Source organism: Solirubrobacter soli DSM 22325 (genome assembly GCF_000423665.1).
GTDB classification, from domain to species: Bacteria; Actinomycetota; Thermoleophilia; order Solirubrobacterales; family Solirubrobacteraceae; genus Solirubrobacter; species Solirubrobacter soli.
Genome location: NZ_AUIK01000030.1, coordinates 42102 through 67287, shown reverse-complemented (window position 1 = coordinate 67287; position 25186 = coordinate 42102). Strand labels below are relative to the sequence as shown.

18 protein-coding genes and 1 tRNA gene are annotated in these 25186 nt (G+C 72.5%); 10 read left to right on the top strand and 9 right to left on the bottom strand.

Annotated elements, in window-relative coordinates:
• Positions 1 to 60 precede the first annotated feature (60 nt).
• From G569_RS64695 to G569_RS0124325, 5 genes are read left to right on the top strand one after another with little or no spacing between them, the layout of a single operon-like run.
• Positions 61 to 2850, top strand: coding sequence for a hypothetical protein (locus G569_RS64695; RefSeq protein ID WP_028065352.1), 2790 nt, complete (start codon positions 61 to 63; stop codon positions 2848 to 2850).
• On the top strand, positions 2847 to 5465 hold the full coding sequence (locus G569_RS0124340; RefSeq protein ID WP_028065351.1) for an outer membrane protein assembly factor BamB family protein: 2619 nt from the start codon (positions 2847 to 2849) through the stop codon (positions 5463 to 5465). Before G569_RS64695 ends, G569_RS0124340 begins: the two co-directional genes overlap by 4 nt.
• 11 nt (positions 5466 to 5476) lie before the next feature.
• Positions 5477 to 6466, top strand: a complete 990-nt coding sequence (locus G569_RS0124335; RefSeq protein ID WP_028065350.1) for a winged helix DNA-binding domain-containing protein — start codon at positions 5477 to 5479, stop codon at positions 6464 to 6466.
• 10 nt (positions 6467 to 6476) lie between these two features.
• A complete protein-coding gene (locus G569_RS58830; protein WP_053226919.1) occupies positions 6477 to 6950 on the top strand; it encodes a Crp/Fnr family transcriptional regulator in 474 nt (157 codons plus the stop codon).
• Positions 6951 to 6992: 42 nt separating this feature from the next.
• Positions 6993 to 9209 carry a CocE/NonD family hydrolase C-terminal non-catalytic domain-containing protein gene (locus tag G569_RS0124325; RefSeq protein WP_028065349.1) on the top strand — a complete coding sequence of 739 codons (2217 nt, stop codon included), beginning with the start codon at positions 6993 to 6995 and terminating at the stop codon, positions 9207 to 9209.
• Here the strand turns inward: G569_RS0124325 and G569_RS0124320 are convergent.
• The 3 genes from G569_RS0124320 to G569_RS0124310 are packed head-to-tail and all read right to left on the bottom strand — an operon-like array spanning position 9206 to position 11722.
• Positions 9206 to 9475, bottom strand: coding sequence for a hypothetical protein (locus tag G569_RS0124320; RefSeq protein ID WP_028065348.1), 270 nt, complete (start codon positions 9473 to 9475; stop codon positions 9206 to 9208). The genes G569_RS0124325 and G569_RS0124320 overlap by 4 nt on opposite strands.
• Before the next feature lie 54 nt (positions 9476 to 9529).
• Positions 9530 to 10627 carry a vWA domain-containing protein gene (locus G569_RS0124315; RefSeq protein ID WP_028065347.1) on the bottom strand — a complete coding sequence of 366 codons (1098 nt, stop codon included), beginning with the start codon at positions 10625 to 10627 and terminating at the stop codon, positions 9530 to 9532.
• Positions 10628 to 11722 carry an AAA family ATPase gene (locus G569_RS0124310; RefSeq protein WP_211233067.1) on the bottom strand — a complete coding sequence of 365 codons (1095 nt, stop codon included), beginning with the start codon at positions 11720 to 11722 and terminating at the stop codon, positions 10628 to 10630.
• Positions 11723 to 11731: 9 nt separating this feature from the next.
• Here G569_RS0124310 and G569_RS0124305 point away from each other — a divergent pair, with 9 nt between their 5' ends.
• The gene (locus G569_RS0124305; RefSeq protein ID WP_028065345.1) at positions 11732 to 12988 is read left to right on the top strand and encodes a hypothetical protein; all 1257 of its coding nucleotides are present in this window, start codon (positions 11732 to 11734) and stop codon (positions 12986 to 12988) included.
• Positions 12985 to 13665: a hypothetical protein gene (locus tag G569_RS0124300; RefSeq protein WP_028065344.1), complete on the top strand. Its 681-nt coding sequence runs from the start codon at positions 12985 to 12987 to the stop codon at positions 13663 to 13665. The genes G569_RS0124305 and G569_RS0124300 overlap by 4 nt, the downstream gene beginning before the upstream one ends.
• On the opposite strand, the gene G569_RS0124295 is transcribed toward G569_RS0124300, so the two are convergent.
• The 6 genes from G569_RS0124295 to G569_RS0124270 all read right to left on the bottom strand — a co-directional run bounded on the left by G569_RS0124295 (position 13666) and on the right by G569_RS0124270 (position 21047).
• Complete coding sequence (locus G569_RS0124295) at positions 13666 to 14847, bottom strand: S24/S26 family peptidase (protein WP_037498775.1); 1182 nt, start codon at positions 14845 to 14847, stop codon at positions 13666 to 13668.
• 59 nt (positions 14848 to 14906) lie between these two features.
• The gene (locus tag G569_RS0124290) at positions 14907 to 15551 is read right to left on the bottom strand and encodes a hypothetical protein (RefSeq protein ID WP_028065342.1); all 645 of its coding nucleotides are present in this window, start codon (positions 15549 to 15551) and stop codon (positions 14907 to 14909) included.
• A 124-nt stretch (positions 15552 to 15675) separates the two neighbouring features.
• Entirely contained in the window at positions 15676 to 16038 is a 363-nt protein-coding gene (locus G569_RS0124285; protein WP_028065341.1) for a thioesterase family protein, read from the bottom strand.
• A gap of 9 nt (positions 16039 to 16047) precedes the next feature.
• Complete coding sequence (locus G569_RS61440) at positions 16048 to 20016, bottom strand: LamG-like jellyroll fold domain-containing protein (protein ID WP_053226918.1); 3969 nt, start codon at positions 20014 to 20016, stop codon at positions 16048 to 16050.
• A 110-nt stretch (positions 20017 to 20126) separates the two neighbouring features.
• The gene (locus tag G569_RS51200; protein WP_037498842.1) at positions 20127 to 20930 is read right to left on the bottom strand and encodes a methyltransferase domain-containing protein; all 804 of its coding nucleotides are present in this window, start codon (positions 20928 to 20930) and stop codon (positions 20127 to 20129) included.
• 44 nt (positions 20931 to 20974) lie between these two features.
• Positions 20975 to 21047, bottom strand: a tRNA-Ala gene (locus tag G569_RS0124270).
• 112 nt (positions 21048 to 21159) lie between these two features.
• On the opposite strand from G569_RS0124270, the gene G569_RS58820 reads away from it, so the two are divergent.
• From G569_RS58820 to G569_RS0124255, 3 genes are all read left to right on the top strand, one after another.
• Complete coding sequence (locus G569_RS58820) at positions 21160 to 23043, top strand: GGDEF domain-containing protein (RefSeq protein ID WP_053226916.1); 1884 nt, start codon at positions 21160 to 21162, stop codon at positions 23041 to 23043.
• Positions 23044 to 23063: 20 nt separating this feature from the next.
• Positions 23064 to 23546 carry a hypothetical protein gene (locus G569_RS58815; protein ID WP_028065339.1) on the top strand — a complete coding sequence of 161 codons (483 nt, stop codon included), beginning with the start codon at positions 23064 to 23066 and terminating at the stop codon, positions 23544 to 23546.
• 196 nt (positions 23547 to 23742) lie between these two features.
• Positions 23743 to 25182 (top strand): M1 family metallopeptidase, encoded by a 1440-nt coding sequence (locus tag G569_RS0124255; RefSeq protein WP_084285502.1) that lies wholly within the window; start codon positions 23743 to 23745, stop codon positions 25180 to 25182.
• The last annotated feature ends 4 nt before the right edge of the window (positions 25183 to 25186 follow it).

Here is a 25186-nt window from a genome sequence, read left to right as displayed (position 1 = left end):
GTTACCCGGCGTGAAGCACTGGCGTTCGGGGTATCACGTCGCGCGGTGAAACTCGCTTCAGTGGTCGCGCTTGTCGGTCTGCTGGTCTTCGCGGGGTCCGCGCGCGCACAGCTGTCGCCCACCGTGCAGCTGAGCGCCGACATCGTCGACGAGCCGGTCACCTCAATGGCGACGAATGGGGCGCGGACGCTCGTGGCGGGTGAGGATCTCTCGCAGGTCCGGCGCGACGCCCGCGGGGGCGCGATCGTGTCCGCCGTGAGCGGGCAGGTCGTCGGGTTCATCAAGGGCGTGACGGATGTGCACGCGGTGATCCCGGCGCCGGACGGCGGCTGGTATCTCGCGGCCCAGGACTCGGTGCGGCGTCTGCACGCGGACGGCTCGCTGGACACGACGTTCAAGGTCGTGCTCGGCGACGGCGAGTCCGGAGGCGATGCGCGCTCGTTGGCACTGTCGCCGGACGGCACGACGCTGTGGGTGGGCGGGTTCTTCGACACGGTCAACGGTTCTGCGCAGCGGGTGCTCGCCGCGGTGGATTCGACGACGGGCGCGCTGCGGTCCTGGAAGGCGACGGCGTCGTTCGAGCCGTTCTTCCTCGTCGCGTCCGGGAACGTGCTCTATGCGGGCGGCGAGGCGTGGGACGGGAGCCGCCAGCGGGCGTTCGTCGCCTTGGACGCCGCGACCGGTGCGCTGCTCGGCTACGGGCCTGAGCGCTACCTGAGCTCGCTCGCGATCGCGCCCGACGGGCGCACCCTGTACGCGGGCATCGAGGGCGACGGGTTGCCGAACGCGCTCGTGGCGGTGGACACCGCGACGCTCACCGAGCGCTGGCGGGTGGGGACAGGCGGCGAGCCGATCGGGCTCGCGCTGCACGACGGGCGGCTCTACTTCAACAACGCCGGTCAGGTCGGCGGCGTCGACCGGGCGGGGCTCGCCTCCGTGGACGCGGCGACGGGCGCACTGCTGCCGCTGAGCGTGCCGCAGGCCGCGTCGCAGGTGCTCGTGTCGCCGGATGGCTCGACCCTCTACACGGGCACGTACACGCCTGTCCCGTGGTCGCTGACGGGGGCCGCGATCGCGGCGTCGACGAGCGACGGCGCGCTCCTGGGCTGGGCGCCGCGCAGCACGTACAACCCGGTCGCGATGTCGCTGGACGGGCACTGGCTCTTCATGAAGAACACCGGCGATCGCGAGCGCGACGGCGTCGCGATGCTCGACGAGACCGGCAGCGCCGTGCCGTGGAGCGATCCCTACGCGGTGCCCTCGTTCACGGCGGTGACCGACACCGCCCTCGACGCCGCGGGCCGGGCATTCGTGGTGCGCGAGAACCGGACGCTGTACGCGGTGGCGCCGGACGGGTCGCCGGCGTGGACGCACACGGCCGACGGATCGTTCGGGGTGACGCTCTCGCCCGACGCGTCGACGCTCTACCTGCACGGTGCGTTCGCGAAGGTCGACGGCGTGGCGCGCTCGGGGTTGGCGGCGGTGCGGGTCTCCGATGGCGCGCTGCTGCCGTGGGCGCCCGCGGTGTCGACCACCGGCGTCGCCGGCGTCGCGGTGCACGGCTCGACGGTCTACGTCGGCTGGGGGTCGCACCTCGCGGCCGTGGACGCCGGGACGGGCGCGCCGCTCCCGTTCAGCGCGACCGTCGACGGCTCGGTGTACCGCGTCGCGGTGTCGCCGGACGGCGCGACCCTGTACTTCAGCGGCTCCTTCGAGCACGTCGGCGGCGCGAGCGCCGAGAACCTCGCGGGCGTGTCGACGGCGGGCGGCCACGTCGTCTTCAGGCCCGCGCTGCGCACGAACGTCCAGGACTTCGCTCTGGTGCAGGGCGGCCGGACCCTCGTCGTCGGCTCGACCTTCTACTACGAGGACCGCCACCTGTCGGCGTGGGACACGAGCACCAGCCTCGAAGTGCCGTGGGCGCTCGGCACCTGCTCACGCTGCACGATCTCGGCGCTGGCGGTCGACCCCGACGGCTCGACGCTTCACGTGGGCGGCCAGTTCGCCTACGGCGGCGTCAACGCGTACTACGGAACCGTGGCGATCGACCGGCCGGCGACGGGGTCGCCGGCGAACGTGTCCCCGCCCACGATCTGGGCCTTCGCGGTCCAGGCAGGGCAGTGGGTCGAGTGCGACCCGGGCGCCTGGTCCGGCCACCCCACCGAGTACCGCTTCGCCTGGCGCATCGGCGGCGCCGCCGTCGGCGGCTACGACACCCGCGACTTCCTGTTGGACGCGACCGACGTCGGCAAGACCGTGAGCTGCGAGGTCCGCGCCGTCGGCACGACCACCTCCGCCCCGGCGACGAGCGCGCCGCTCCCGGTCGCCGCCGGCACGTCCCCGCTCGTCCCGGCCCCGCGCCGCGACCCGGCCCCACCGCCAGGCCCGACCCCGACGCCCACCGCGACGCCGACCGTCACCGCGACGGCGACGCCGACCGTCTCCGCGACGCAAACGGCGACGCCGACCGCCACCGCGACGCCGACCGCGACGCCGGTCGCGACCGCCGGTCCGCCCGCGCCGACGGTCGTGCCGTCGGCGGCGGCGCCCTCGCTCGCTGTCCCCGCGGCTCGCGCCGACCGTCCGACCTCCGCGGCGCCGAGGCTCGCCGTCCGGCACAGCGCGGCGACGCCCGCGCGGCTCACGCTCTCGCGCCGGGCCAAGGTCACCACGACGCTGCGCTCGTCGCGCGCCACCGCCACGCGCACGTTCACGCTCGCCGCCGGCGCGCACGACCTCTCCGCGCGGCGCCTGTCCGGCCGCGCGCGGCTCGCGGACGACCGCTACACGCTCACGGTCAGGGTCGGCGCGACGACGCGCAGCGTGCGTTTCCGGGTGGCGACGCGGTGAGGACGACGCTCGCGGTCGCCGCCGTGCTCGCGCTGCTGCCGGCGCCGGCGCTCGCGCGCGATCTGCCCTCGACGACGCCGGACCCGGGCGTCGCCGCGTTCGACCGCGACGTCGAGCTGATCGCGACGAACGGGTCGCGGACGTTCGTCTCCGGGCTCTTCCGCTATCTGGGGACGCGCGGGGGAGACGGCGCGGTGGTGTCGGCGCGCTCTGGCTCGGTGCGAACGGTCGTGCCCGGTCTCGGGTGGCTGAGCGCGGTGATCCCCGACCGGGCGGGTGGCTGGTACGCCGGCAACGACGCGGGCGCGGTCCGCCATGTCCTCGCGGACGGGACGGCCGAGCTCGTGGCCGCTCCGTCGAGCCGACCGGTCGAGGCGCTCGCGCTCTCGGGCGGCACGCTCTGGGTCGGCGGGTCGGGTCTGTGGAAGGTCGATCTGGCCTCCGGCGCGACCGCGTCGTGGGGTACGTCGCGCACCGTCGATCTCGCGCTCTCGCCCGACGGCTCAACGCTGTACGCGTCGAGCTGGAGCCCGTCGGTGATCGCGTACGACGCGGCGACCGGCGCGGTCAAGGCCGGCGGGCCTGCCGGGCAAGGCGTCGCGGTCGCGGTCACCGACGGCGGCGTCTACAGCGTCCAGTACAACGGCGCGCTCTCCTCGCTGGATCCCGCGACGCTGTCTGAACGCTGGCGCGCGTCCGGCTCGACCGAGACGCGGGACCTGGCCGTCGGCGGGCAAACCCTGTTCGTCACCCGCTCCGGGACCGGCGAGGGCGTCGTCGCCTACGACGCGGCGACGGGCGCCCGGAGCGCTTGGCACAGCGCAGTGACGACCGCGGGGGCGATCGCGGTGTCGGGCGATGTCGCCTACCTCGGGCGCGCCTCTGCGCCAGGCTGGCCGCAGGCGGGCGCGCTCGCCGTGTCGACCCGCGACGGCGCCCTGTTGGGCTGGGCACCGGGCGCGGCGGGGGACACTTACGTGGACGAGCTCGCGGTGGCGGGCGACAGCGTGTTCCTGCAGACGGGCTCGGTGATCGCCAAGCGCGGCCGCCGCGCGGCGGTGCTCGACGAGACCGGGAACGTGACGCCGTGGACGGATCCGACCGGGCTGGCGGGCGACGCGACCTCCGCGGCGGTGGGCGCCGACGGGACGGTCTTCGTCACCGGTCCGGGCGGCGTCGCGGCGGTCGCCTTCGACGGGAGCGTGGTCTGGCGGCGCGACCTCGCCGGCGACGCGACGCTCACGCTGTCCCCGGAGGGCGGCACCGTGTACGTGGTCGGCACGGCGGGCCTGTTCGCGATCCGGGCGTCCGATGGCGCGCCGCTGCCATGGAGCCTGAGTGTCGCCGGCGGTGTCGTGGAGGAGACGGCGTTCGCGGACGGCGTCCAGTATCTGCGCGGAACGTTCACGTCGGTGAACGGCGTGCCCAGGGATGGGCTGGCCGCAGTCGACGCCGCCGGAAGCGTGCTCGCGTTCAACCCCGCGCTCGGCGGCCACGTGGACGTGATGCGACCATCGCACGGCGTTCTGTACGTGAGCGGATCGTTCGCCGGGCACTTCGCCGGCCTGCGAGTGAGCGATGGGGGCCGCGTGTTCGCCCCCGCCGCGAGCAGCGGGCCCGACGCCATCCTCCCACTGCCGGACGGTGAGACCGTCCTCGCGACCTACGGTGAGTCGCTGCTGTCCTACGACGCCGCGACGGGCACTCGGCTCGCCTGGACCCTCGGCGGCTGCGGCGACTGCTCGGTCGGCGCGCTCGCCCTCTCGCCCGACGGTCACACGGTCCACGTCGGCGGCTACCAGAGCCTCGCGGGCCAGTACCACCGCTACTTCCGCCTCGCGCTGAACCGTCCGCCGTCCGCCCCCGCGAACTCGACCGTTCCACGCGTCGTCGAGACGGGCGCGGGCTTTGCCGAGTGCGACCCCGGCACATGGTCCGGCCAACCGACGGCGTTCCACTATGCCTGGACCCTCGACGGCAGCACGGTCGACGATCACACGGGCCGCGAGTTCCTTCGCACCCCGTCGGACACGGGCCATGCGCTTCGCTGCGTGGTGACCTCCGGTGCCGCGACGGCGACGAGCGCACCGCTGACGACCGCCGTGACCCCGACCTTCACGCCGGCCCCGCGCCGCGTCGGCCAGGCGCCCGGCGAAGAGCCGTCGCCGACGCCCACGGCGACGCCGACCGCGACGCCCACGCCGACCGCGACGCCGACGCCGACCCCGACGCCGACCACGACGCCGACGCCGACGCCGACCGCGACGGCCACGCCCACCGCTTCGCCGTCCGCCACCGCCTCGCCCGCGCCGCTCGTCGCCCCCTCGCCCCGCCCGCACACGGACCCACCCGCCGTTCCGCCTCGGCGCAAGCCCACCCTCTCGGTCCTGCGCAGCGCGACGACCCCCGCTCGCCTCACGCTGTCGGCCAGGGCGACCGTCGAGACGACGCTCAAGACCGGCACGCGCACGACACGGCGCACGTTCACGCTCGCCGAGGGCGCGCACGCGCTCACCGCAAAGCGCCTGTCCGGCCGCGCGCGCCTGGCGCACGGTCGCTACACGCTGACCGTCCGCGCCGACGGGACGACCCGCGTCGTCCGGTTCCGCCTGTAAGTCTCCGACGGGTGCGGACCCTCACCCAGCGGGAGCTCAATCGCGCGCTGCTCGCCCGCCAGGGCCTGCTGGAGCGCAAGGAGGCGACGATTCCCGAGATGCTCGACGCGATGGGCGCGCTGCAGGCCCAGTACGCGCCGTCGATGTACATCGGGTTGTGGTCGCGGCTCGCGCGCTTCGAGCGGGAGGCGCTCACGGAGGCGCTCAACGACCGCAGCGTCATCCAGGCGACGATGATGCGGGTCACGATCCACCTCTGCTCGCGGGCGGACTACTGGCCGCTGCTCGAGCCGATCCGCGGCGCCCGCCGCGCATTGTGGCTGCGCACGCGCAAAGACCTCACCGAGGGCGAGATGGTGGCCGCCGCCGAGACGCTGCGCCCGCGGCTGCCGCTCAAGCGCAAGGAGATCGACGAGCTGGTGGGCAAGGACATCGGGCAGGGCGTCGGTCTCTGGCTCGACATGGTCCGCCTGCCGCCCTCGGGCACGTGGGAGCGCCGTCGCGCGGACCTCTACGGCCTCGCCGAGGACTGGCTCCCCAAGCCCGAGCTGACCGACCCGCTCAAGCACCTCGTCACCCGCTACCTGACGGGGTTCGGGCCCGCGGCCAAGGCCGACATCGCCAACTGGGCGGGTCTGAAGCCCGCTGAGATCGGAGTCGACGACCTGGTGACCTACCAGGCCGAGGACGGCACGACCCTGTACGACCTCCCGGATCAGCCGCTCCCACCGGACGACACGCCCGCCCCGGTGCGCTTCCTGCCCACCTGGGACGCGATCCTGCTCGTCCACGCCCGGCGCGCGCTGATCCTCCCTGAGGAGCACCGCCCGAAGATCTTCAACACGAAGATGCCGCAGTCCGTCGGCACGTTCCTCGTCGACGGCCAGGTCAAGGGCGCGTGGCGGCCGGACGGCACGATCGAGCCCTTCGAACCGCTCACCGCAAAGCAGCGCAAAGCCGTCGAGCAAGAGGCGCGTCGGTTGGTCGCCTTCTGCGCCTAATCTTGGGCGCGTGCACGCCGGCCCATTCATCGTGTTCGCCGAGGAAGCCCACGAGAACTCGGCCGACCTGCTGTTCATGCCAGAGGCGACCGCGGCCGATTGGGCCGCGATCTTCTCCCACGCCGAGGTCCGCACCATCGGCGAAGGCCTCGCGCTCGTGCAGGCGGGTGAGAACGACCGCGCGCTCTACCTCCTGACGGAGGGAACCGTCGGCGTGCGGCTGCCGCGCGACGAGGGCGCGTTCAAGACGATCGACGCGCCCTCCGTGCTCGGCGAGCTCGCGTTCTTCGACGCGCAGCCCCGCTCGGCCACGCTGGACGCGATCACCGACGTCGAGGTCGTCCGGCTCGACACTGCCGCGTTCGACCGGCTGCTCGAGCACGAGCCGGCGCTCGCTCACGCAATGCTCAGAGATCTGGCGCGAATCCTCGCGCTGCGGCTGCGGATGGCGTCGGATGTGATCGCCGAGCTCCGCGGCGGTTGACGCGCGTGGTGTGATTCCTCCGTCAAGGAGGAGGAGAGTGCAATGCGCAGGATGCTTGTCCTCGCGGCGGCCGCCGCGAGCCTGATCGCGACGTCCTCGGCGGACGCCGCGATCCCGCAGGTCTTCACGGGGACCGCGACCCCGCTCACGTGCACCCCACAGGCGAGCGGCCAACGCTTCTGCAGCGGCCAGATCACGTCCTGGGACGGGATCCCGCTCGACGTCAACGTCGGCTTCCCGCCTGAGGCCGGCGCCGACGCGAACTGGCCCGTGATCGGCATCTACCACGGCTGGGGCGGTTCCAAGCTCGCGCTGACGGGCACCGATGCCCAGCGCGCGCTGACCCGCGGCTACGCGGTGTTCACGATGACCGACCGCGGCTGGGGGAACTCCTGCGGCGCTGCGATGCGCGCCAACCCGCTGTGCGTCGGCAAGGGCTACATCCACCTGATGCACAACGCGTTCGAGGTGCGCGACGCGCAGTACGCGCTCGGGCAACTCGCCGACGACGGCGTGATCGACCCGCAGCGGATCGGCGCCACGGGCGGCTCCTATGGCGGCGGCATGTCGATCGCCCTCGGCGCCCTCAAGACCCGCGTCCAGCAGCCCGACGGCAGCCTGATCCCGTGGACGAGCCCGCTCGGCAAGCCGATGCGGATCGCCGCGACCGTGCCGGAGTTCACGTGGAGCGACATCGCCTACTCGCTCACGCCGAACGGCTCCAACCTCGACTACCTCGCGAACTCGGCCTACCTCAACGGCGGCCATCGGGTCGGCGTCCAGAAGCAGAGCTGGAACAACTCGCTCTACGTCGCCGGCCAGGTGCTCGGCTACTACGCGCCGCTGAGCCCTCCCGACCCGTCCGCCGACATCATGGGCTGGAAGGCGCTGACCGACTCCGGCGGGCCGTTCGACACCAACCCCGCGGCCGCCGCGATGGTCACCGAGCTCACCACCAACCACTCGGCCGACTACATCGACGACAGCATCCCGCCCGCCCCCGCCCTCCTGGCGAACGGCTGGAACGACGACCTCTTCCCGGTCGACGAGTCGCTGCGCTACTACAACAAGGTCCGCGCGAAGTACCCGGATGCGCCGATCTCGATGTTCCACCTCGACTTCGGCCACAACCCGCGCGCGGGCACGATCTCCACCACAGACCGCGCCGCGCTGACCGCCGCCGAGAACGCCTGGCTGGACTACTACGTCAAGGGCGTGGGGACGGAGCCGGCGGACGCCCGCGGCGGCGTCGACATCCTCACCTCCAAGTGCCCGGTCAGCGGCGCCGGGACGCGCTACCACGCGGCCTCGTGGGCGCTGCTCGCGCCGGGCGAGATCCGGATCGACGGCGCCGCGGCCCAAACCGTCACCGCGCCCGGGACCGCGCCGAGCAACGCGTTCACGAGCGGCGACGTGTGCACGACGACGGCCAGCACCGACAACGCGAGCGCCGCGACCTACAAGGTCCCGGCCGCGACCAGCGCGTACACGCTCGCGGGCTCGCCGACGATCGTCGCCACGCTCGACACCAAGGGCGCGAACGACATGGTCGCCGCGAGGCTGTACGACGTCGACGGCGCGACCCAGCGGCTGATCGCCCGCGGCGTCCAGCGCCCGCTCAACCCGGGCGGCGGCCCGACCCGGCAGGTCTTCCAGCTGCACCCGCAGGCCTGGACGGTCCAGCCCGGCCACGTCCTCAAGCTCGAGCTCCTCGCGCAGGACGCGCAGTACCTGCGCACGCCCACCGGCCAGCAGTCGGTGGGCGTGTCCGACCTGCAGCTGCGGCTGCCTGTCGTGGACGCCCCCGGGCGCGACCTCGGCGGGCTGACGGTGAGCGCGCCGGCGGCGAAGATCGTCCCGGCCGGTGGCAAGCTCGCCCGCGACTATGCGATCGACGCGGGCGGGAACGTCGGCGGCAGCGTCCCCGCGACGCTCTCGCTCACGCTCGGCGCACCGGCGAGCTTCGGCGCCTTCGCGCCCGGCGTCGACCGCGAGTACACGGCGAGCACGACCGCGACCGTGACCTCCACCGCCGCCGACGCGGCGCTGACGGTCTCCGATCCCGGACACCTCATGAACGGAGCCTTCTCACTGCCGGAGGCTCTGCGCGTCGAGATCGCGCCCGCGACCTGGACCGGACCGGTGTCCAACGGCGCGGCGACGATCACGTTCCGCCAGCACATCGGCGCGCAGGACGCGCTGCGCACCGGCGCCTACTCCAGGACGCTGACCTTCACGTTGTCGACGACGAATCCCTAGTAGCTGAGGGCCGCCGTGCTGCTGCGGCGGTCCTTGTCGCACAGGCCGTGGTGACCCTGCTTGCTGATGTGCGTGGTCTTCTGGACCACGCGCGTCGGCGCCTGCGCCGTGCTGGTGAGTGCCGATGCGCCCGCCGCGAGGGAACCCGTGAGCGCGAACGCCGCCGTCAGCGCCAGCACGGCGGGACCCACCCGCTTCGGCTTACGCGGCTCGCTCGGTTCCTCCACGATCCGGATGTCGACGTCGTCGAACCGGTTCGGTTCCATGTGCGGCATCGTACCGCGGTTCGTGCGAATCCGCACGTTCGCGTGAGAACACGATCAATCGTCGATGAGGACGACCCGCGCCCACCCGGGCGGGTCCCAGCCCTGCTGGAGCAGGCCCACCACCACGCGCATGCCGGGCGGCGGACGGTCCGGCCACGGCGTGTATCCGTCCGTGAGCACGATCGTCACGGTCGGGCGCGGGCGCAGCGCGGCGGCCGCCTCGATGCCGGCGCCCATGTCGGTCCCGCCGCCGCCCGCGAGCGCGATCTGCGTGGCACGGCTGACCCGCTGGACGGCATGGACCGCCGCGTCGACCGACAGGACGCGGACCTGACGCTGCCGCAGGCCGGCGCGCGAGAGCACGTTCTCGACCTCCGCCAGCGCGCGGGCGAGCAGCTCGTCGTGCATCGAACCTGAGGTGTCGCACACGATCGCGACGTCGGGAACGGGTCGGTGCAGCGTCGGCAGGACGACGTCGGGGAGCGCTCGGCGCGAGGGGCGCCGGTAGCTGTAGTCGACCATGCCCGAGACCGCCGCGACCGCCCCGCGGACCTCGGCTGCGAGCACGCGGCGCCAGTCGATCTTCGAGGGGAGCACGGTCTCCGCCCAGCGTCGCCAGCCCGCCGGGGCGTCGCCCCGCTGGATCTCCGCGGCGGTGGACAGCCGGATCAGCTCGCACTGACGCCCTGACAGCGGACCGCCGTCGTCGCCGGGCCGTCCGTCCGCGCCAGGCCCGCAGTCCCAGGCGCGCGGACCGTCGGTCGCGTGCTCGTAGTAGTGCTCGGCGAAGCGGCCGCGCTCGCAGCCGAGGTCCTCCGGGAAGTCGGGAGCGACGTCCGGGACGCAGCCCTCGAGGTCGTCGTTGAGCTCGGCGTCGGCACAGCGGTTCCAGCGCGAGCGGTCGGCGATCCCGAGCCGCTCCGCCCGTCCCGCATGATCGCGCAGCCCGTGGCCGACGAGGTGGATCAGCAGCCGGCCGAGTTGCTCGACCGACAGCTCCGCCGCCACGTCCGGGTCGGCGAGGATGCGCCAGCCGCGGGTGATCGCGATCGTGCCGCTGCCAGGGTCCGCGCGGACCTCCGCCGCGAACAGCGCGCCGGCCAGGTACGGGAGCTTCGCCGCGGCCCAGACCCGCGCGGCGGCGACCTGCATCTACAGCAGCCCCGCGTCGCGCAGGAGCGGGGCGAAGGCGCGCACCTCCGGCGGGACCGGCGCGCCGGGCGGGCGCGCGCGGGCGAGCGTCCGCGCGGCGGTGGCGGCGACGTCGGGCGCGGCGCCCGCGGCGCGGCCGAACACGCGCCAGCCGCGCTCCCAGCGCCCATCGCCCGGGTCGGCGGCGACGGCGGCGGCGATCGAGCACAGCGCCGCGTAGGCGCGGTCGCCGCGTTCCGGCAGCACGAAGGAGTCGGGGTCGGCCAGCACGGCTTCGGGGTCCGGGAGGTCGGCCTCCGCCAGCCAGGTCAGCAGTTCGATTCCCGGGCCGGTGCCCACGCAGCCGCGCACGAGCAGCGACGTGACGAGCTCGTCCCGCGAGGCCGCCATCAGGCGTGCCGCCATGTCCCACGACCGCGGGCTCGGCCAGGCGCGGCCGGCGCCGGCGGCGTCCTCGGGAACGGCGAGGGCGAGCGTCGGGCGGACCGTGACGAAGCCGGCGATCCAGCTGCGCGTGACGGCGATCCGCTGCTCCCACCCGGGCCGCAGCGTGGGCGGCGGCGGGGTCGGCCAGCCGCCGCTGAAGCCGTCGGCGACCGTGCGCCCGTCCACCGGCCAGTCGAGGTGGCAGAAGCGGTTGGCGAGCGGCGGCGAGAGCTCCCAGCCGTCGGCTGCCTGGTCCGGCGGGTTGGCCGCGGCGACGACGCTCACGGCGTCCGGGAGCTCGAGGTCGCCGACCGTGCGCTCGAGGACGACGCGCAGCAGCGCCGCCTGGACCGCGGGCGGCGCGGTCGAGACCTCGTCGAAGAACGCGATCCCGTAGCCGGCGTCGGCGAGCCGGACCGCCCAGCGCGGCGGGGCGAAGTCCACCCGCCCGTCGACGACGATCGGCAGGCCGGCGAAGTCCGACGGTTCGCGGATCGAGGCGATCACGGTCTCGCACGGCCAGCCCGCGGCGTCGGCCAGCGCGCGGATCACCGAGGTCTTGCCGGTGCCGGGCGCGCCCCACAGCAGCACGGGCACCCGAGCCGCGACGGCGATCCCGAGTGCTTGGAGGGCAGTCGACTGTTGCTCCATCGCTGTGAGTTGTGGCACATTCGGAGCGTGTTCGACGCGGAGCTCTATCTACGCCTGATCGGCGAACGGTCGCTGGCCGAAGGTTCGAACCAGCAGCACCACGGGCCGACCCCGCTGTCGTCCGCGGCGCAGGCGCTGGTGGTGGCGGGCGTGATCGAGCCCGCGACCGCGCGCGGCGTGCTCTCCGACTACCTGCTGGCCCGGGGGCTGCGCGGGGACCAGATGGCGATGTGGGTGATCGAGTCCGAGCACGAGGACGAGGAGCGGATGCCGGCCCTGGAGCCCTTGACGCCGCCCAGGGCCGTGACGTGCGACCGCGAGATCGAGACCCCGACGGGAACGACGCGCGTCCACCTCGTCAGCCTGAGCGAGCGCGAGACCGTGGTCGCGGTCACGCTGCGGTTCGCCTCGACGTCGCCGCGGATGCGGCACGGGCGCAGCGGGATCCTGTACGGCGGCCGCTCGCCGGGGCTCGTGACGCTCGCCGACGACCGCGGGACCAAGCGGCAGGCGCATTTCAGCGGCGGCGGGGGCGAGCATCAGTGGACCGGGCACTTCACGGCTCAGCCCGGTCTCGCGACGGACACGGCCTACATCGAGCTCGACGGGGAACGGATCGACCTGCTCGGCGAGGTGCCGGCCGCCGAGGTCTGGATCGAGGATCTGCCCGACCCCGATCCGGTGCTGCAGCACCTGTGGGCGGGGCTGACCCAGGACGACCTGCACGAGGAGACGCCGCTGGAGCCGGCGATCGAGGCGCTCGTGGCGGCGGGCGTGCTGGCCGACGATCACCCGGAGCTCGCCGACATCCGCGCGGTCGCGTCCGCGCGGCAGGGCGTGGTGTACCACGGTTCGTCCCGTGAGGCCAAGAAGCTGCCGGAGCCCTGGCGCTCGATCTACGCGCCCAGCCGGCGCAAGGGCCCGACCGGGACGATCGCCGTCAACGCCGCGACCCCGCTGTTCGACGGGACCTCGGTCGCGGCCACGTCGCTGAAGTCCGACGAGCACGGCTGGGAGCTCTCGGTGGAGGTCGCTCCGGATCACTCCGTCTCGCCGTTCCGGATGGGTCTCGACGACTCCGCCGGGCTCACCTGGTGGGCGCGCGACGAGCGCGGGCACCAGTTCCTCGGTGCGGTCGCGGGCTGGAACGGCGGCGATGGCACCCGGCGCGGCGAGATCGTGTTCGAAGGCGGGCTCGATCGCAAGTCCACCTACGTCGACGTCATGCCGACGGCACCGACGCAACGCGCCGTCATCCGGATCCCGTTGGAGTGGTCCAAATGAACGCGTGGTGGCTCGGTCTCCCGCCTGCTGAGGCGCTCGTCGAGTGCGGCGGCGCGCGCCATCGCGTGCGCTGGGAGGCGGGCGAGGTGTCGACGCCCGACCACGGCGATCTGGAGGGCGAGCGGGCGCTCGCGGCCCTCGGCGGCGACCGCTGCGTGTGTGCCGACGTCGTCGACGCCTGGGCCGCCCACGCAGCCGACGAGCGCGTGCTGGTGCTCGGCCGCCGCGGGCCGTCGGATCGCATCGTCGTCCGCGAGTGGGGCGCGGCCGACGAGGAGGCCGGCTACGGGCCGATGGCGTCAGGGCCGGAGGCCCCCGAGACGCCGGACGCCCGCCGGCGCGCGCTGCTCAGCCTGCCGGGCGCGTTCGGGGACCGGTTGGTGGCGACGGTGGCGGCGGGGCTCGCCGGGCAGCCGCCCACGCCGGTCCAGCACGCGGCCTTGTACGGGCGGGTGCGCGAGGTGCTCGGCGAGATCGAGGTCGAGCTCCTGGCGCCGGGCTCGACGCCATCGCTCAGCGGTGGGCGCGTCGCGCTGCCGTTCTCGTGGGTGGCGGAGGTGTGGGCGCGCGGCCTGGCGACCGTCCTCGGCCGCTTCGTCCTCGCGGCGGAGACCACCGACGGCCGCTCCTGGCGCCTCGCGACCGCCGAGGACGTCATCCGGCTCGACTTCGGCTGATTACGCGAAGAACGTCTTGACCGGCGGCGCGAACCGCCGCGTCGCGGACAGGTCCGGCGGCGGCGCATCCCACGCCACGCTTCGCTTGACCGGCCCGAACAATCCCCGCGCCTCGCTCGCCGGAGCCAGACACCCGAGGAGATCCGGCGTCGCGGGCGCGGGCGGTGTGAGCTCGACGAACGGCGACGGCGTCGCCGGGCGCATGGGCGTGATGTCCGCCTGGAACGGAGCCGGTGGTGGCGGGGGCGGCGGGGCCGCCGCGGCGAACGCGTCCGCGATCGCCCGCTCGAGCAGCGCCGGGAGCTCGAGGAGGTGCCGCTCGACGGCATCGGCCGCGGCGCGCGCCTGTTTGAGCGCGGCATCGGCCTCGGCGACGGCCCGCCGCTCCCGCTCGACGCACTCCGCCAGCGTACGCTGATGCGCTTCAGCGGCGAGACGCTCGCGCTCCGCCGCGTCGGCCCGCGCCTCGGCGGCGCGTTCCGCCGCCGCCTCCTCGCGCTCGATCGCGGCGTCGGTGGCCCACTCGCGCTCGTCGCGCAGCGCGGCCAGCTCGGCGGTGATCGCGGTCAGCGCGGAGTGGAGGCCGTCCCGCTCGACCAGGACACGGCGCTGGCCCTCACGGTGGCGCTCCAGGAGCGGCATGCCGATCAGGAGCAGCGCGCCGCCCGCCAGCCACAGGAGGCCGAGCGGACTGCCGAGGAACGCGAGGCCGCGGCCCGCGGCGGGGATCGTGCCGACGACGCGGGTGGTCAGCGCGGTGCGCGGGACCGTGAAGGGGTCGGGCTGCTTGCGGGCGTCGCCCTTCGTCTTGACCGAGCCGGCGGCGTCGATCGCGATGATCCGGTGGATCACGACGGGCGGGTAGCCGAAGCGGCTGCGGGCCTCGTCGGGCACCGGGATCGAGACGACGTCGCCCACGCGGGCGGGCCGGTCCAACCGCTTCAGGAGCACGACGTCGCCGGTGTCGATCGTCGGGGCCATGCTGCCCGACATCACGGTCGCCAGCGGCGGCCAGGTCTGCAGGAAGACGAGCGCGAGCAGGACGCCCGCGAGCACCACGCCCCCGAACCAGCGGCCCCAGCGCACCCGCCGACGCTGCCGCGCGGCGCGCACGTACGTCCGCCGGGGGCGCAGGCCGGCGAGACGGACGGAGGGATCGGCGAGGAGGACGGTTGGAGACATGTGCTGCGGAGGGGAGAGACGACCGGGGCGGTGGAGGGGTCCGCCCCGGCCGGTGCGGCTTACGTCGCGCGGTCGACGGTGGTGATGAACGTCGGGAACGCCGTCGGCGGCGTGTCCTGGGCGGCGCGCAGGAAGGTGCCGGCCACGTCGTCGCCCGCGGCGGCGTTGACGCCGACGCAGTAGACGGCGTCACCCGCGACGCCGTTCCAGTAGACGCCGGCGTCCTCGTCGTCGAAGTTGAGGACCTTCGGGTTCTGCGTGCCGTCGAAGGCGGTGGCGGAGCAGCTGCCGGAGGCGGCCACGTCGACGCGCTCGAGCTTGAGCTGCATCGACGCCCAGCCGCTCATGTCGCTCGTGTTGGCGAGCAGCAGCGCGATGTTGTAGGTCTTGCCCGCGTAGTCCGAGCCGCTCAGGTCGACCTTGAACATCACGGTCTTGGCGGCGATCGAGCCCCAACGGCCCTGCCAGTCGAACGAGAGCGGGGTGACCGCGGTCGTGGTGCCCGACAAAGCCGAGGTGGCGACGGTCGGCGCGGTCTTGGTCAGCGCGGGCGAGATCGCGGTGGCGCCGTTGGCGCCGCTGCCGGACGCGAAGCCGGAGGCCCAGACGGCGCCGGTGGCGAGACCGGCCGCGCCGAACGCGAGCCAGGCGGCGAGCCGCTTGCGTGAGGAGGGGCGAGACGGGGAGGAAGGGATGCTGGACACGGCGTCCTTGCCTTTCGATGACCAGAGGACTCCGGTCGAGATGGATGGGTTCCCGACTTATCGGCAATTTGCGGGAAACCTTCAGGCGCGTCCGTGCGCCATTTCTCCTGGACCGGGGCCGGTTTCAGCGTGCTACCGGGATGATGCGGCGTTCGTGCGTCCCGACGCCGATCGTGCGTTCGCCCTCTTTGACCTCGACGTCGAAGCGCAATTTGCGCAGATCGACGAACTCCCGCAACCGCGCCGTGACGGTGCATTCCGCGCCCTCGAGGGCCCCGCCGACGTGCTTGATGCAGACCTCGAACCCGACCGTCGCGTGGTTGTCGGGCAGCTCGCCGGCGACGAGCTGCGTCGCCGCCCACTCCATCATCGAGATCATCCCGGGAGTGGACAGGACCGGAAATGCCAGGGTCCCGTCCACATCGGTCAGCAGGTCGCCCTCGACCCGGAACTCGTCGGTGCGTTCGATGCCTTCCGTCAGTCCCATGGCGGGAGACTACGCGTACTGCGCGGCGTACGTCCCCGGGTCGGCGTCGAAGAAGGCGTAGGACACGCCCTTGATGGTCTTGGTGGTGAAGGACACGTTGACGCTGCCGTTGAGCGTGATCGACTGCAGCGTCTTGCCGCGGTTGGTCATCGGCAGCATCGCGGTCAGCCCCTCGGTGCCGGCGCCCGGCTTGATCTTGAAGCTGAGCGTGTTGGACGCGAACGACAGTGACGCGAACGAGGAGTCCTCGCGCCCGTCGGTCCAGGTGAGCAGCTGCTTGGCCGAGATCACCGGGACGTTGCGGGCCTGCGCGGAGGCGATGATCGCGTCCGAGTCGGTCGAAGCGGCGTTGTCGGTGTGGATGTTGGCCACGAACGCGCCGTAGTACCCGGCGCTGCCGACCGCGTTGTCGAGCAGCGAGTTGATCGTGCTCGGCTCCGCCTGCCCGGACTCGTCCGTGATGTCCGTGTTGGCCTGGTAGACGTCGATCAGGCTGCCGTCGGTGTCGGCGAAGCGCATCGGCATGCCGGAGCCGGTCATGAAGCCCGGCTTGGACGCCATCCAGGTGTTCGGGTAGTAGTAGTAGTTCGTGTCCAGGCGGATGCCGTGCGAGGCGTCGACCTTCGCGGCCGTCGCCCAGTCGCTCCAGGACACGCAGTGCATGCGCAACGTGTCCTGCCCGGCGACGCTCTTGTACTTGAAGTTGAACGCCGCCAGCTGCGTGTCGAAGATGTTCGGCAGCGTCGTCGCGCTCCAGTTCGCGCACCCGAGGTCGTTGATCGCCGCGGGAGAGATGTGCATCGCGACCTCGAAGCCCTTGGACGCGTAGTCCTGGGCCTGCGCGTCGGTCAGCGGGCTGTTGGAGTAGATGTACGACGTGGAGCGCACGCACTCCCAGTCGTCGACCGAGCAGCCGGCGGGGCTCGCGGCGATGTACTTGTCGAAGCGCCCGGCGGTGCCGCCGTACGCGTGGTCGTCGCCGGTCATCACGACCGCCGCCTTGTAGGAGTGCGGCAGGTACCAGAAGCGCGGGAGCGGCGTGCGCGACGCGGCGTTGTCGGTCATCACGTTCGCCAGCAGCCGCTGCTGCTCGTCGGCCTGCGGGATCTGCACCTTGGACAGGTCGACCCAGTCGGGCTGGATGTCGCCGGCCTTGGCGCCGAAGAACAGGTCGTCCGGGCGGATCGGGGCCACGGCGTCGCGGTCCTGCCCGGCCCACGCCGGGTTGCCCTGGCGGGTGTAGACGATCGAGCGCGCGAGGTCGTACATGAACGCCGACGCGTCGCCGCCGTTGGCGCCGACGGAGCGCGTGGTCACCGCGGGGCTGGTGGTCGCCACCGTCGCCGTCGAGTACAGCGTCGCGACCGCGGTCGCGCCGTTGAGCGCGTAGCGGTCCGCGGAGCCGTGGTACTGGATCGTGTCGCCGACGATGCCGGCACCCGGGGTCCCGGCGCCCGTGTTGACCTTCAGGTACGCGTTGGAGAGCGTCGAGCTGAGGTCGGTGAGCCCGAGCAGCGGCGCGAGCTTCTTGTCCGGGTGAAGCGCGATCAGGCTGCCGCCCGCGTTGACCCAGTTGGTCAGCATCGTCACCTGGCCGACGGTCAGCGGGACGTCGCCCAGGATCACCTGGTCGAACCCGCTCAGGACCGTGGAGGTCGCGAGTGAGAGGTCCATCGACGTGAACGCGTCGAGGCCCTCGGCCTTGAGGATCTCCGGGACGTAGGAGCTGAACGGCTGCGCCGCCGCCGTGAGCACGAGGACCGGCGGGCGGGCCTCGACGGTGAACGACCAGCTGCGGCTCGACGGCAGCGTCCCGCCGCCGGCGCTGGTCACGCCGCTCGCGCCGCCCTTGACGGTCGCCGTGTACGTGGCGCCGTAGTTGAGCGCGACCGTCGGGCTCAGGGTCGCCTTGCCGGACGCGGCGTCGTAGCTGACGGTGGCCGGGACGACGTTGTTGGACGCGTCCTTGAGCTGGAAGGTCGTCGTCGTGATCGAGGCGGGCGCCATCGCGACGTTGAACGAGGCGGTGACGTCCGGATCGGCGGACTGGTCGGTGGCGTCGACCGCCGGGGTGTTGGCGGTCACGGCCACGCTGCTGGCGACCGGGGTCGACATGTCGTTGGCGAGCTGCGGCGCGGTCAGCGCGCGGCTATAGATGCGGACCTCGTCGATCAGGCCGTCGAAGTAGCCGCCGATCGGGTTGCCGTAGGCGCCGATCTTCCACAGGTCGGTGTCGCCGACGTTGCTCGTGTAGGGCTTGCTCGCCACCTCGACGCCGTTGACGTAGAACCGCAGCGTGCTCATGTCGTACGTGACGGCCACGTGCTGCCAGGTCCCGGAGACCGCGTTCTGGCCCGAGTCGAGGTAGTTGGACATGCCGCTGTTGACGACGCCGTAGTAGTGGCCGGCGATGTGGTCGACCCAGATCATCGGGCCGCCAGCCGTCCCGGCGTTCCAGCTGCCGACGACGCCGACGTCGATCTTGCCCGCGCTCTTCACCCACGCCTCGAGCGTGTAGCCGGACTTGTAGAAGCGCCCGAGCGACGGGAGGTCGACGCGGGTGTTGGAGCCGTTGAAGTCGATCGCCCCGCCGAATTTGCCCGAGCCGGTCCACGTGCCGTTGAGGATCGTGCCCTCGTGGCCGTTGCCCGAGGCGTCGCCGGCGAGCGCGCCCGCGCCGTCGTCGAACGAGTACGCGGCGACCGGCCCGCTGCCGGCGGGGGGCGCCGTGACCGTGATGTTGACGCCCGCCGACGCGGCCGTGTTGCCCGAGGGATCGCGGGCGACGGCGGTCAGCGTGTGCGGCCCGAGGGCGATGGTGCTCGCGTCCCAGACGACCGAGTACGGCGCGCTGGTGTCCTCGCTGCCGATGTTCGCGCCGTCGACCTTGAACTGCACGCCGGCGACCGAGTCGCCGTCGGAGGCGGTCGCGTTGATCGTCGCGGAGCCGCTGACCGTCGCGCCCGACGCGGGCGTCGTGATCGAGACGCTCGGCGGGGTCGTGTCGCAGGCGCCCGTGGACGCGGTCAGCGCCGTGCGGGTGGAGGCGTTGCCGGCGGCGTCGAACGCCTCGACGCCGAGCGGGTAGCTCGTGCCGCAGGTCAGCCCGCTGAAGGTGTACGAGGTGCCCGTGACGGTCGTGACCAGGTTGCCGGAGCGGTACACGCGGTAGCCCGTCACGGCGCGGTCGTCGGTCGACGCGGTCCAGCTCGTGCTGATGGACGTCGGCGAGGAGCCGGTCTTCGCGAAGTTGGTGGGCGCGGTCGGCGGCGTCGTGTCCGGCCCGCCGACGCGCTGGTTCATATCGGTCGTGACCTCGGTGGCGGTGCGCGCGTCGTCGTAGATGCGGACCTCGTCGATCAGGCCGTCGAAGAAGTTGCCCGCGGACGAGCCGTAGGCGCCGATGCGCCAGTCGTTGGAGCTGCCGACGTCGCCGGCGAAGGCCTTCGTCGCCGTCAACGCGCCGTTGACGTAGAACTTCGCCGTCGCGCCGTCATAGGTGACCGTGAGGTACTGCCACGTGCCGGGCGTCGGCGACTTCGTCGAGTCGACGTAGCTCGACATGCCCGTGCTCAGCGTCCCGTAGTAGCGCCCGTCGATGTGGTCGACCCAGATCATCGGGCCGCCGGCCGGGTAGTTCCAGGCGCCGAGGACGCCGACGTCCTTGGTCGCGCCCGCCTTGTTCACCCACGCCTCGAGCGTGTAGCCGGTCTTGTAGAAGGTGCCGAGCGCGGGCAGGGCGACGCTCGCGTTGGTGCCGTTGAAGTTCAGCGCCGAGCCGAACTTGCCGGTCGTCCACGTCGCGTTGGCGATGGTTCCGTCGTGGTGTGCGCCCGAGGAGTCGCCGAGCGTCGACCCGGCGTTCTCGTCGAAGGAATATGCAGCGACGAGACCGTCGGCGGCGCGGGCGTCCCGCGTGGTAAGGCTCAGCGAAGTGAGCGCGATCGCGGTGAACGCAAGGGCAGCAGAAAGGCGCACGACTTGATCCTTTACCGCGTTAGCCGCGCGCGGAACGGTACGAAGGACCAGTCTTCCTTTCGTCGCTACAGCATCGTCGTTGTCAGAGTTCGAACATGGCGCGTTGCCGCTCATCGCGGTCGGTAGGCGGTCAGATGTACAGCCACGTTGACGGCGGCCAACGGGCGCTCCCGGAGTTCGTGCCGGGCCCATGGGCCCATGCGCTGCAATGCCGCGGCGGCCTCCGGCGCGAGCACCGCCCGCTCCTCGATCAGCTGCGTCCGCTCGACCTCGAAGCGACCCCCGAGCTGCCGCTCGAGCCGTTCGGACTTGTGCGGGTCCACGCGGATCGGCGCGTCGGCGAGCAGTTCGCGTAGGTGGTCCGGCGCCGGCGTGGCGACCAGGAGCCGGCCGCCGGGGCGCAGGACGCGGTGCAGCTCGGCCGCATTGCGCGGGGCGAAGACCACGAGCGCGAGGTCGAACGCGCCGGTCCGCAGCGGCAGCCCGCGCCACACGTCCGCCCCCACCGCGGCCAGCCGCGGGTGACGCCGCGCCGCGGCGACCAGCGCGTCGCGCGAGACGTCGACCCCGACGCCGTTCGCGTCCGGCAGGCGATCGAGCACGCCGGCGATGTGATGGCCCGTGCCGGTCCCGACGTCGAGCACCCACGAGCCCTGCGCGGCGTCCGCCAGCGCCTCGGTGACGGCGCGCAGCGCCCCGCCCGCGAGGAAGGCGGCCCGCGCCTGCACCATCGCGCGATCGTCCCCCGCCGGGCGCCGGCGCGCGGGCCCGACGTCGAGCCACACGTTGCCCTGGCGGGCGACGTCGAAGCGATGCCCTTCAGCGCAGCCCAGCGCGTAGTCGTCCGCGGTCAGCGCACCCCGGCAGGACGGACACGCGAGCACCGCGGTCGCGCGAACTAGTGCGGCCGGCAACGACAAAGCCCGTACCCCGCGCTAGCGCGCCGAATACGGGCTGATGGAGCTAGGGGGACTCGAACCCCCGACCTCCTGGGTGCGATCCAGGCACTCTCCCAACTGAGCTATAGCCCCGAGCTGAGCGGCAGGAATCGGATGCCTGCCGTCCAAGGACGCATTGTAGCCGCATGGCGCGGGACGTCCAGCCCGCCGTCCCGGCTAGATTGGCGGCCGTCGCCCCAGCTCCATGACTCTGCTCCAGCCCTCCTTCCGCGGCCGGCTGCGGCTCTTCTTCGCGGTCATCGTCGTCGTGCCGATGATCGCGGTGGGGGTCGCGCTCTTCTTCCTGCTCGCAGCCGGGGACAACTCGAAGTTCAACTCCGAGCTGGGCGAGGCGCAGACCGTCGCGCAGAACCTGTTCGCGGAGTCTCGCGCCCAAGCGGCGGAAGCGGCGATGCGGCTGCAGAGCGACGTCCCGCTCGCGACGGCGATCACGAACGGGAACAAGGCGTCCGTGCAGGAGCGCCTCAACGCGCTCGGCACCGAGATCGGCGCCGAGCGGATCGAGCTGGTCGTGACGGGCCTCGGGACGTTCCAGATGGGCTCGCCGCTGGCGGTCGCGCTCTCGCAGGCGCAGTTGCAGGACTCCGAGCGCAAGCCGATCGGGCAGATCACGGTCTCGGTCACCTCGCCGCAGGAGTACGTCGACCAGTCGCGCCGGCTGACCGAGGTCGGGACCCGGATCGACCGCGGCGACAGGGTCCTCGCGTCCTCGTCGCGGCTGGCGCTGAACGCTCCGCTGCCGGACGGCCAGGGCGAGGACGTCACGATCGCCAACCGCGACTTCCGCACGACCTCGTTCCCCGCCCGCGAGCCCGACGGCCTCCCCAACACGATCCGGCTGTTCTCGCCGGTGCCGGCCAACGGGAACGGGTGGACGGTCATCGTGATCGGGCTCACGCTGGCGTTCCTGATCCTGGCGATGGTCTTCGCGGTGATCGTCAACCGCACGCTGCAGAACGAGGTCAACCGGCTCCTGACCGCCGCGCAGCGCATCGGCAAGGGCGACTTCAGCACGTCGGTCCCGGCCGAGGGCAACGACGAGTTCGCCGCGCTCGGCAAGGAGTTCAACAAGATGGCGCTGCAGTTGGAGGCGCGCCTGGAGGACCTGCGCCGCGAGCGCGGGCGCCTGCAGGACGCGATCCGCCGCGTCGGCGAGTCGTTCGCGAAGGGCCTGGACCGCGTCGGCGTGCTCGACATCGTCGTGCAGACGGCGGTCGACGGCTCCGGCGCCGAGGCGGGGCGGGCGACGATGCGCAAGCGCGCCGACGCGCCGATGGAGGAGGTCACCCGCAGCGGCGAGCCGGAGGCCTTCCAGCGGGCGCTGCACGCCGCCGAGGCGGCGGTGATGGACGCCGGGCAGGTCGCGGAGATCCAGATCTCCGGCGTGAACGCGATGGCGGCGCCGCTGAGCGCCACCGAGGCGGGCGACCGGGTGCTGGCGATCGTGTCCGTCGCGCGCGGCGACCGCCCCTTCGCGCAGCCCGAGCGCGAGCTGTTCGCGTACCTCACCAGCCAGGCGGCCGTCTCGGTCGAGAACGTCGATCTGCACGAAACCGTGCAGCGCCAAGCGGTCACCGACGAGCTCACGGGTTTGTTCAACCACCGCCGTTTCCAGGAGGTCATGGCGGCCGAGGTCGACCGCGCGCGCCGGTACGACACCGAGATGGGCCTCATCATGCTCGACATCGACAACTTCAAGCGCGTCAACGACACCTACGGCCACATGCAGGGCGACATGGTCCTGCGCGAGGTCGCGCGCGTGCTGCGCCAGTCGGCGCGCGAGATCGACGAGCCCGCGCGGTACGGCGGCGAGGAGATGGCGGTCGCGCTGCCGCAGACCGATCTGGACGGCGCGTACCGGTTCGCCGAGCGCGTGCGCCAGCGGATCGAGGCGCTCGAGCTCCCGCTGCTCGACGGCGACGGAATTCTCCGAGTTACCGCATCTTTTGGCGCCGCGAGCCTGTCGAGTGCTCCACAATCTGACAAGGAGGGCCTGGTGGCGGCGGCGGATGCCGCGCTTTACCGGGCGAAACGGTCGGGTAAGAACCGGACGGTCAAGGCCGAGTAGGCTGAAGGGAGACGGCGGCCATGGGACTCCTCGACGACGCCATCCGCGAGCACCTCGAGCTCAAGCGCAAGCACGGAGCCGATCCGGAGGATGTCGCGCGCCAGGAACAGGAGGCGCTCGGCCCGGGTCAGCGCAACGAGTTCGCGCAGCCTGAGGCTGCGTCGGCGCCCGAGCCCGAGCCGGAGCCCGAGCCCGAGGCGGCTTCGCCCGAGGAACTCGAGCCCGCTCCGGTCGACGAGCTGCCCGAAGGCGAGCCGGGGATCCCGGAGGAACCGCCGTCGGCGCAGGCGCCGGGCTACGACGAGGACCCGTGGCTCGACGAGGAGCCGGACGAGGTCCCCGCCGAGGAGGCGCTCCAGGAGCGCCCGCGGCGTCCCGCGCCCGAGACGGGTGAGGAAGAGGACGTCCTGGAAGAGACGCCCGACTTCCTCCAGGAGACGCCCGAGCACGACCGACTCTGGTTCGAGCAGAAGCCTCCGAAGGAATTCGACTGGGATAAGTAAAGGTCGGCGGGTTTCCGCCGACTACGAGGGTTGCCTCTTCCCCCGAGAGAGGCTTTGGACGCATTCAACGGCGAGGCGCGGACCCCAATGCCCCGGACCGCGTCTCGCCGCGTCCGCCCGCTCTCATCCTCCATTAATCGACGGTTCGAGGAGTAGACCTCCCGCGGTCCATTGTCGTATCGCAGGGAGGATGAGCATGCGAGCACTTCGTCTGCTGACCGTCGCGGGGGCGGTCCTGGGTCTGGCGACCGCCGTGCCGGCGGCGCACGCCCAAGGCAACGGGAAGGGCAAGCCCGACTACCAGCCGGGCGCGCCGGGGATCGGCGACCCGTACTTCCCGCTGGAGGGCAACGGCGGCTATGACACGCAGCACTACGACCTGACGTTCAGCTACGACCCGGCCACCGACCGGCTCGACGGGACCGCCGTCATCACCGCCAGGGCGTTGCAGGACCTGAGCCGCTTCGACCTCGACCTGCAGCAACTCGACGTCGACAGCGTCGTGGTCGACCACAAGGACGCGGCCTTCACCCGCGACGGGCAGGAGCTCCAGATCACGCCGCGGCACGGGATCCGTGTCGGCAAGACGTTCGAGGTCACCGTCAAGTACGGCGGCGTCCCGCAGACGATCGTCGGCTCGCCGATCGTGTTCGGCTCGCCCTACGGGTTCCTGCACACCGACGACGGCGCGTTCCAGGGCGACGAGCCCAACGTCGCCTCGACGTGGTTCCCGGTCTCCGACCACCCGCGTGACAAGTCCACGTACACGTTCCGCGTCAGCGTCCCCAAGGGTCTCGGGGTGGTGGCCAACGGCACGCTCAAGTACCACCAGGACGCCGGGAACCAGACGCTGTGGGTATGGGACGAGCCGCTGCCGATGGCCTCGTACCTGGTGACCGCCGACATCGGCCGCTGGAACATCCGCCAGGGCCGCACGCCGGGCGGCATCCCGGAGTACGTCGCCGCCGACCCGGTGCTGCCGGACGTCAACGGCCAGAGCGCGGTCGACTTCTTCTACGACACCTCGGCCAAGGCCGCCGACCTGTGGGTGCAGAAGTTCGGGCCGTATCCGTTCGACGTCGTGGGCGCGATCGCCGACAACGCGACCTTCGACGGCCAGCCGCTGGGATTCTCGCTCGAGACCCAGACCAAGCCCGTGTACAGCGCGGTCCGCAGCACCAGCACGATCGCGCATGAGCTGTCCCACCAGTGGTTCGGCGACAGCGTGTCGGTCGACACGTGGGACAACATCTGGCTCAACGAGGGCTTCGCCACCTTCTCCCAGTACGTCTGGGACGAGGAGAATGGGGTTCGCACGGCGCACGCCGCGTTCCTGGCCGACTACAGCCGCGCCGCCGATTCTCCGTTCTGGCAGATCGTGGTTGCCGACCCCCAGCGCGACACGATGTTCGCCAGCGCCGTCTACCGCCGCGGCGGGATGACGCTGCAGGCGCTGCGGGAGAAGATCGGCGACGACGCGTTCTTCCGGATCCTCAAGACCTGGACCGCGAAGTACCGCTACGGAACCGCGACGACGAAGGACTTCATCGCGCTCTCGGAGCGGATCTCGGGCCAGGACCTGACGAGCTTCTTCAACGTCTGGCTGTACACGCCGGGAAAGCCCGTCAGCTGGTGATGGC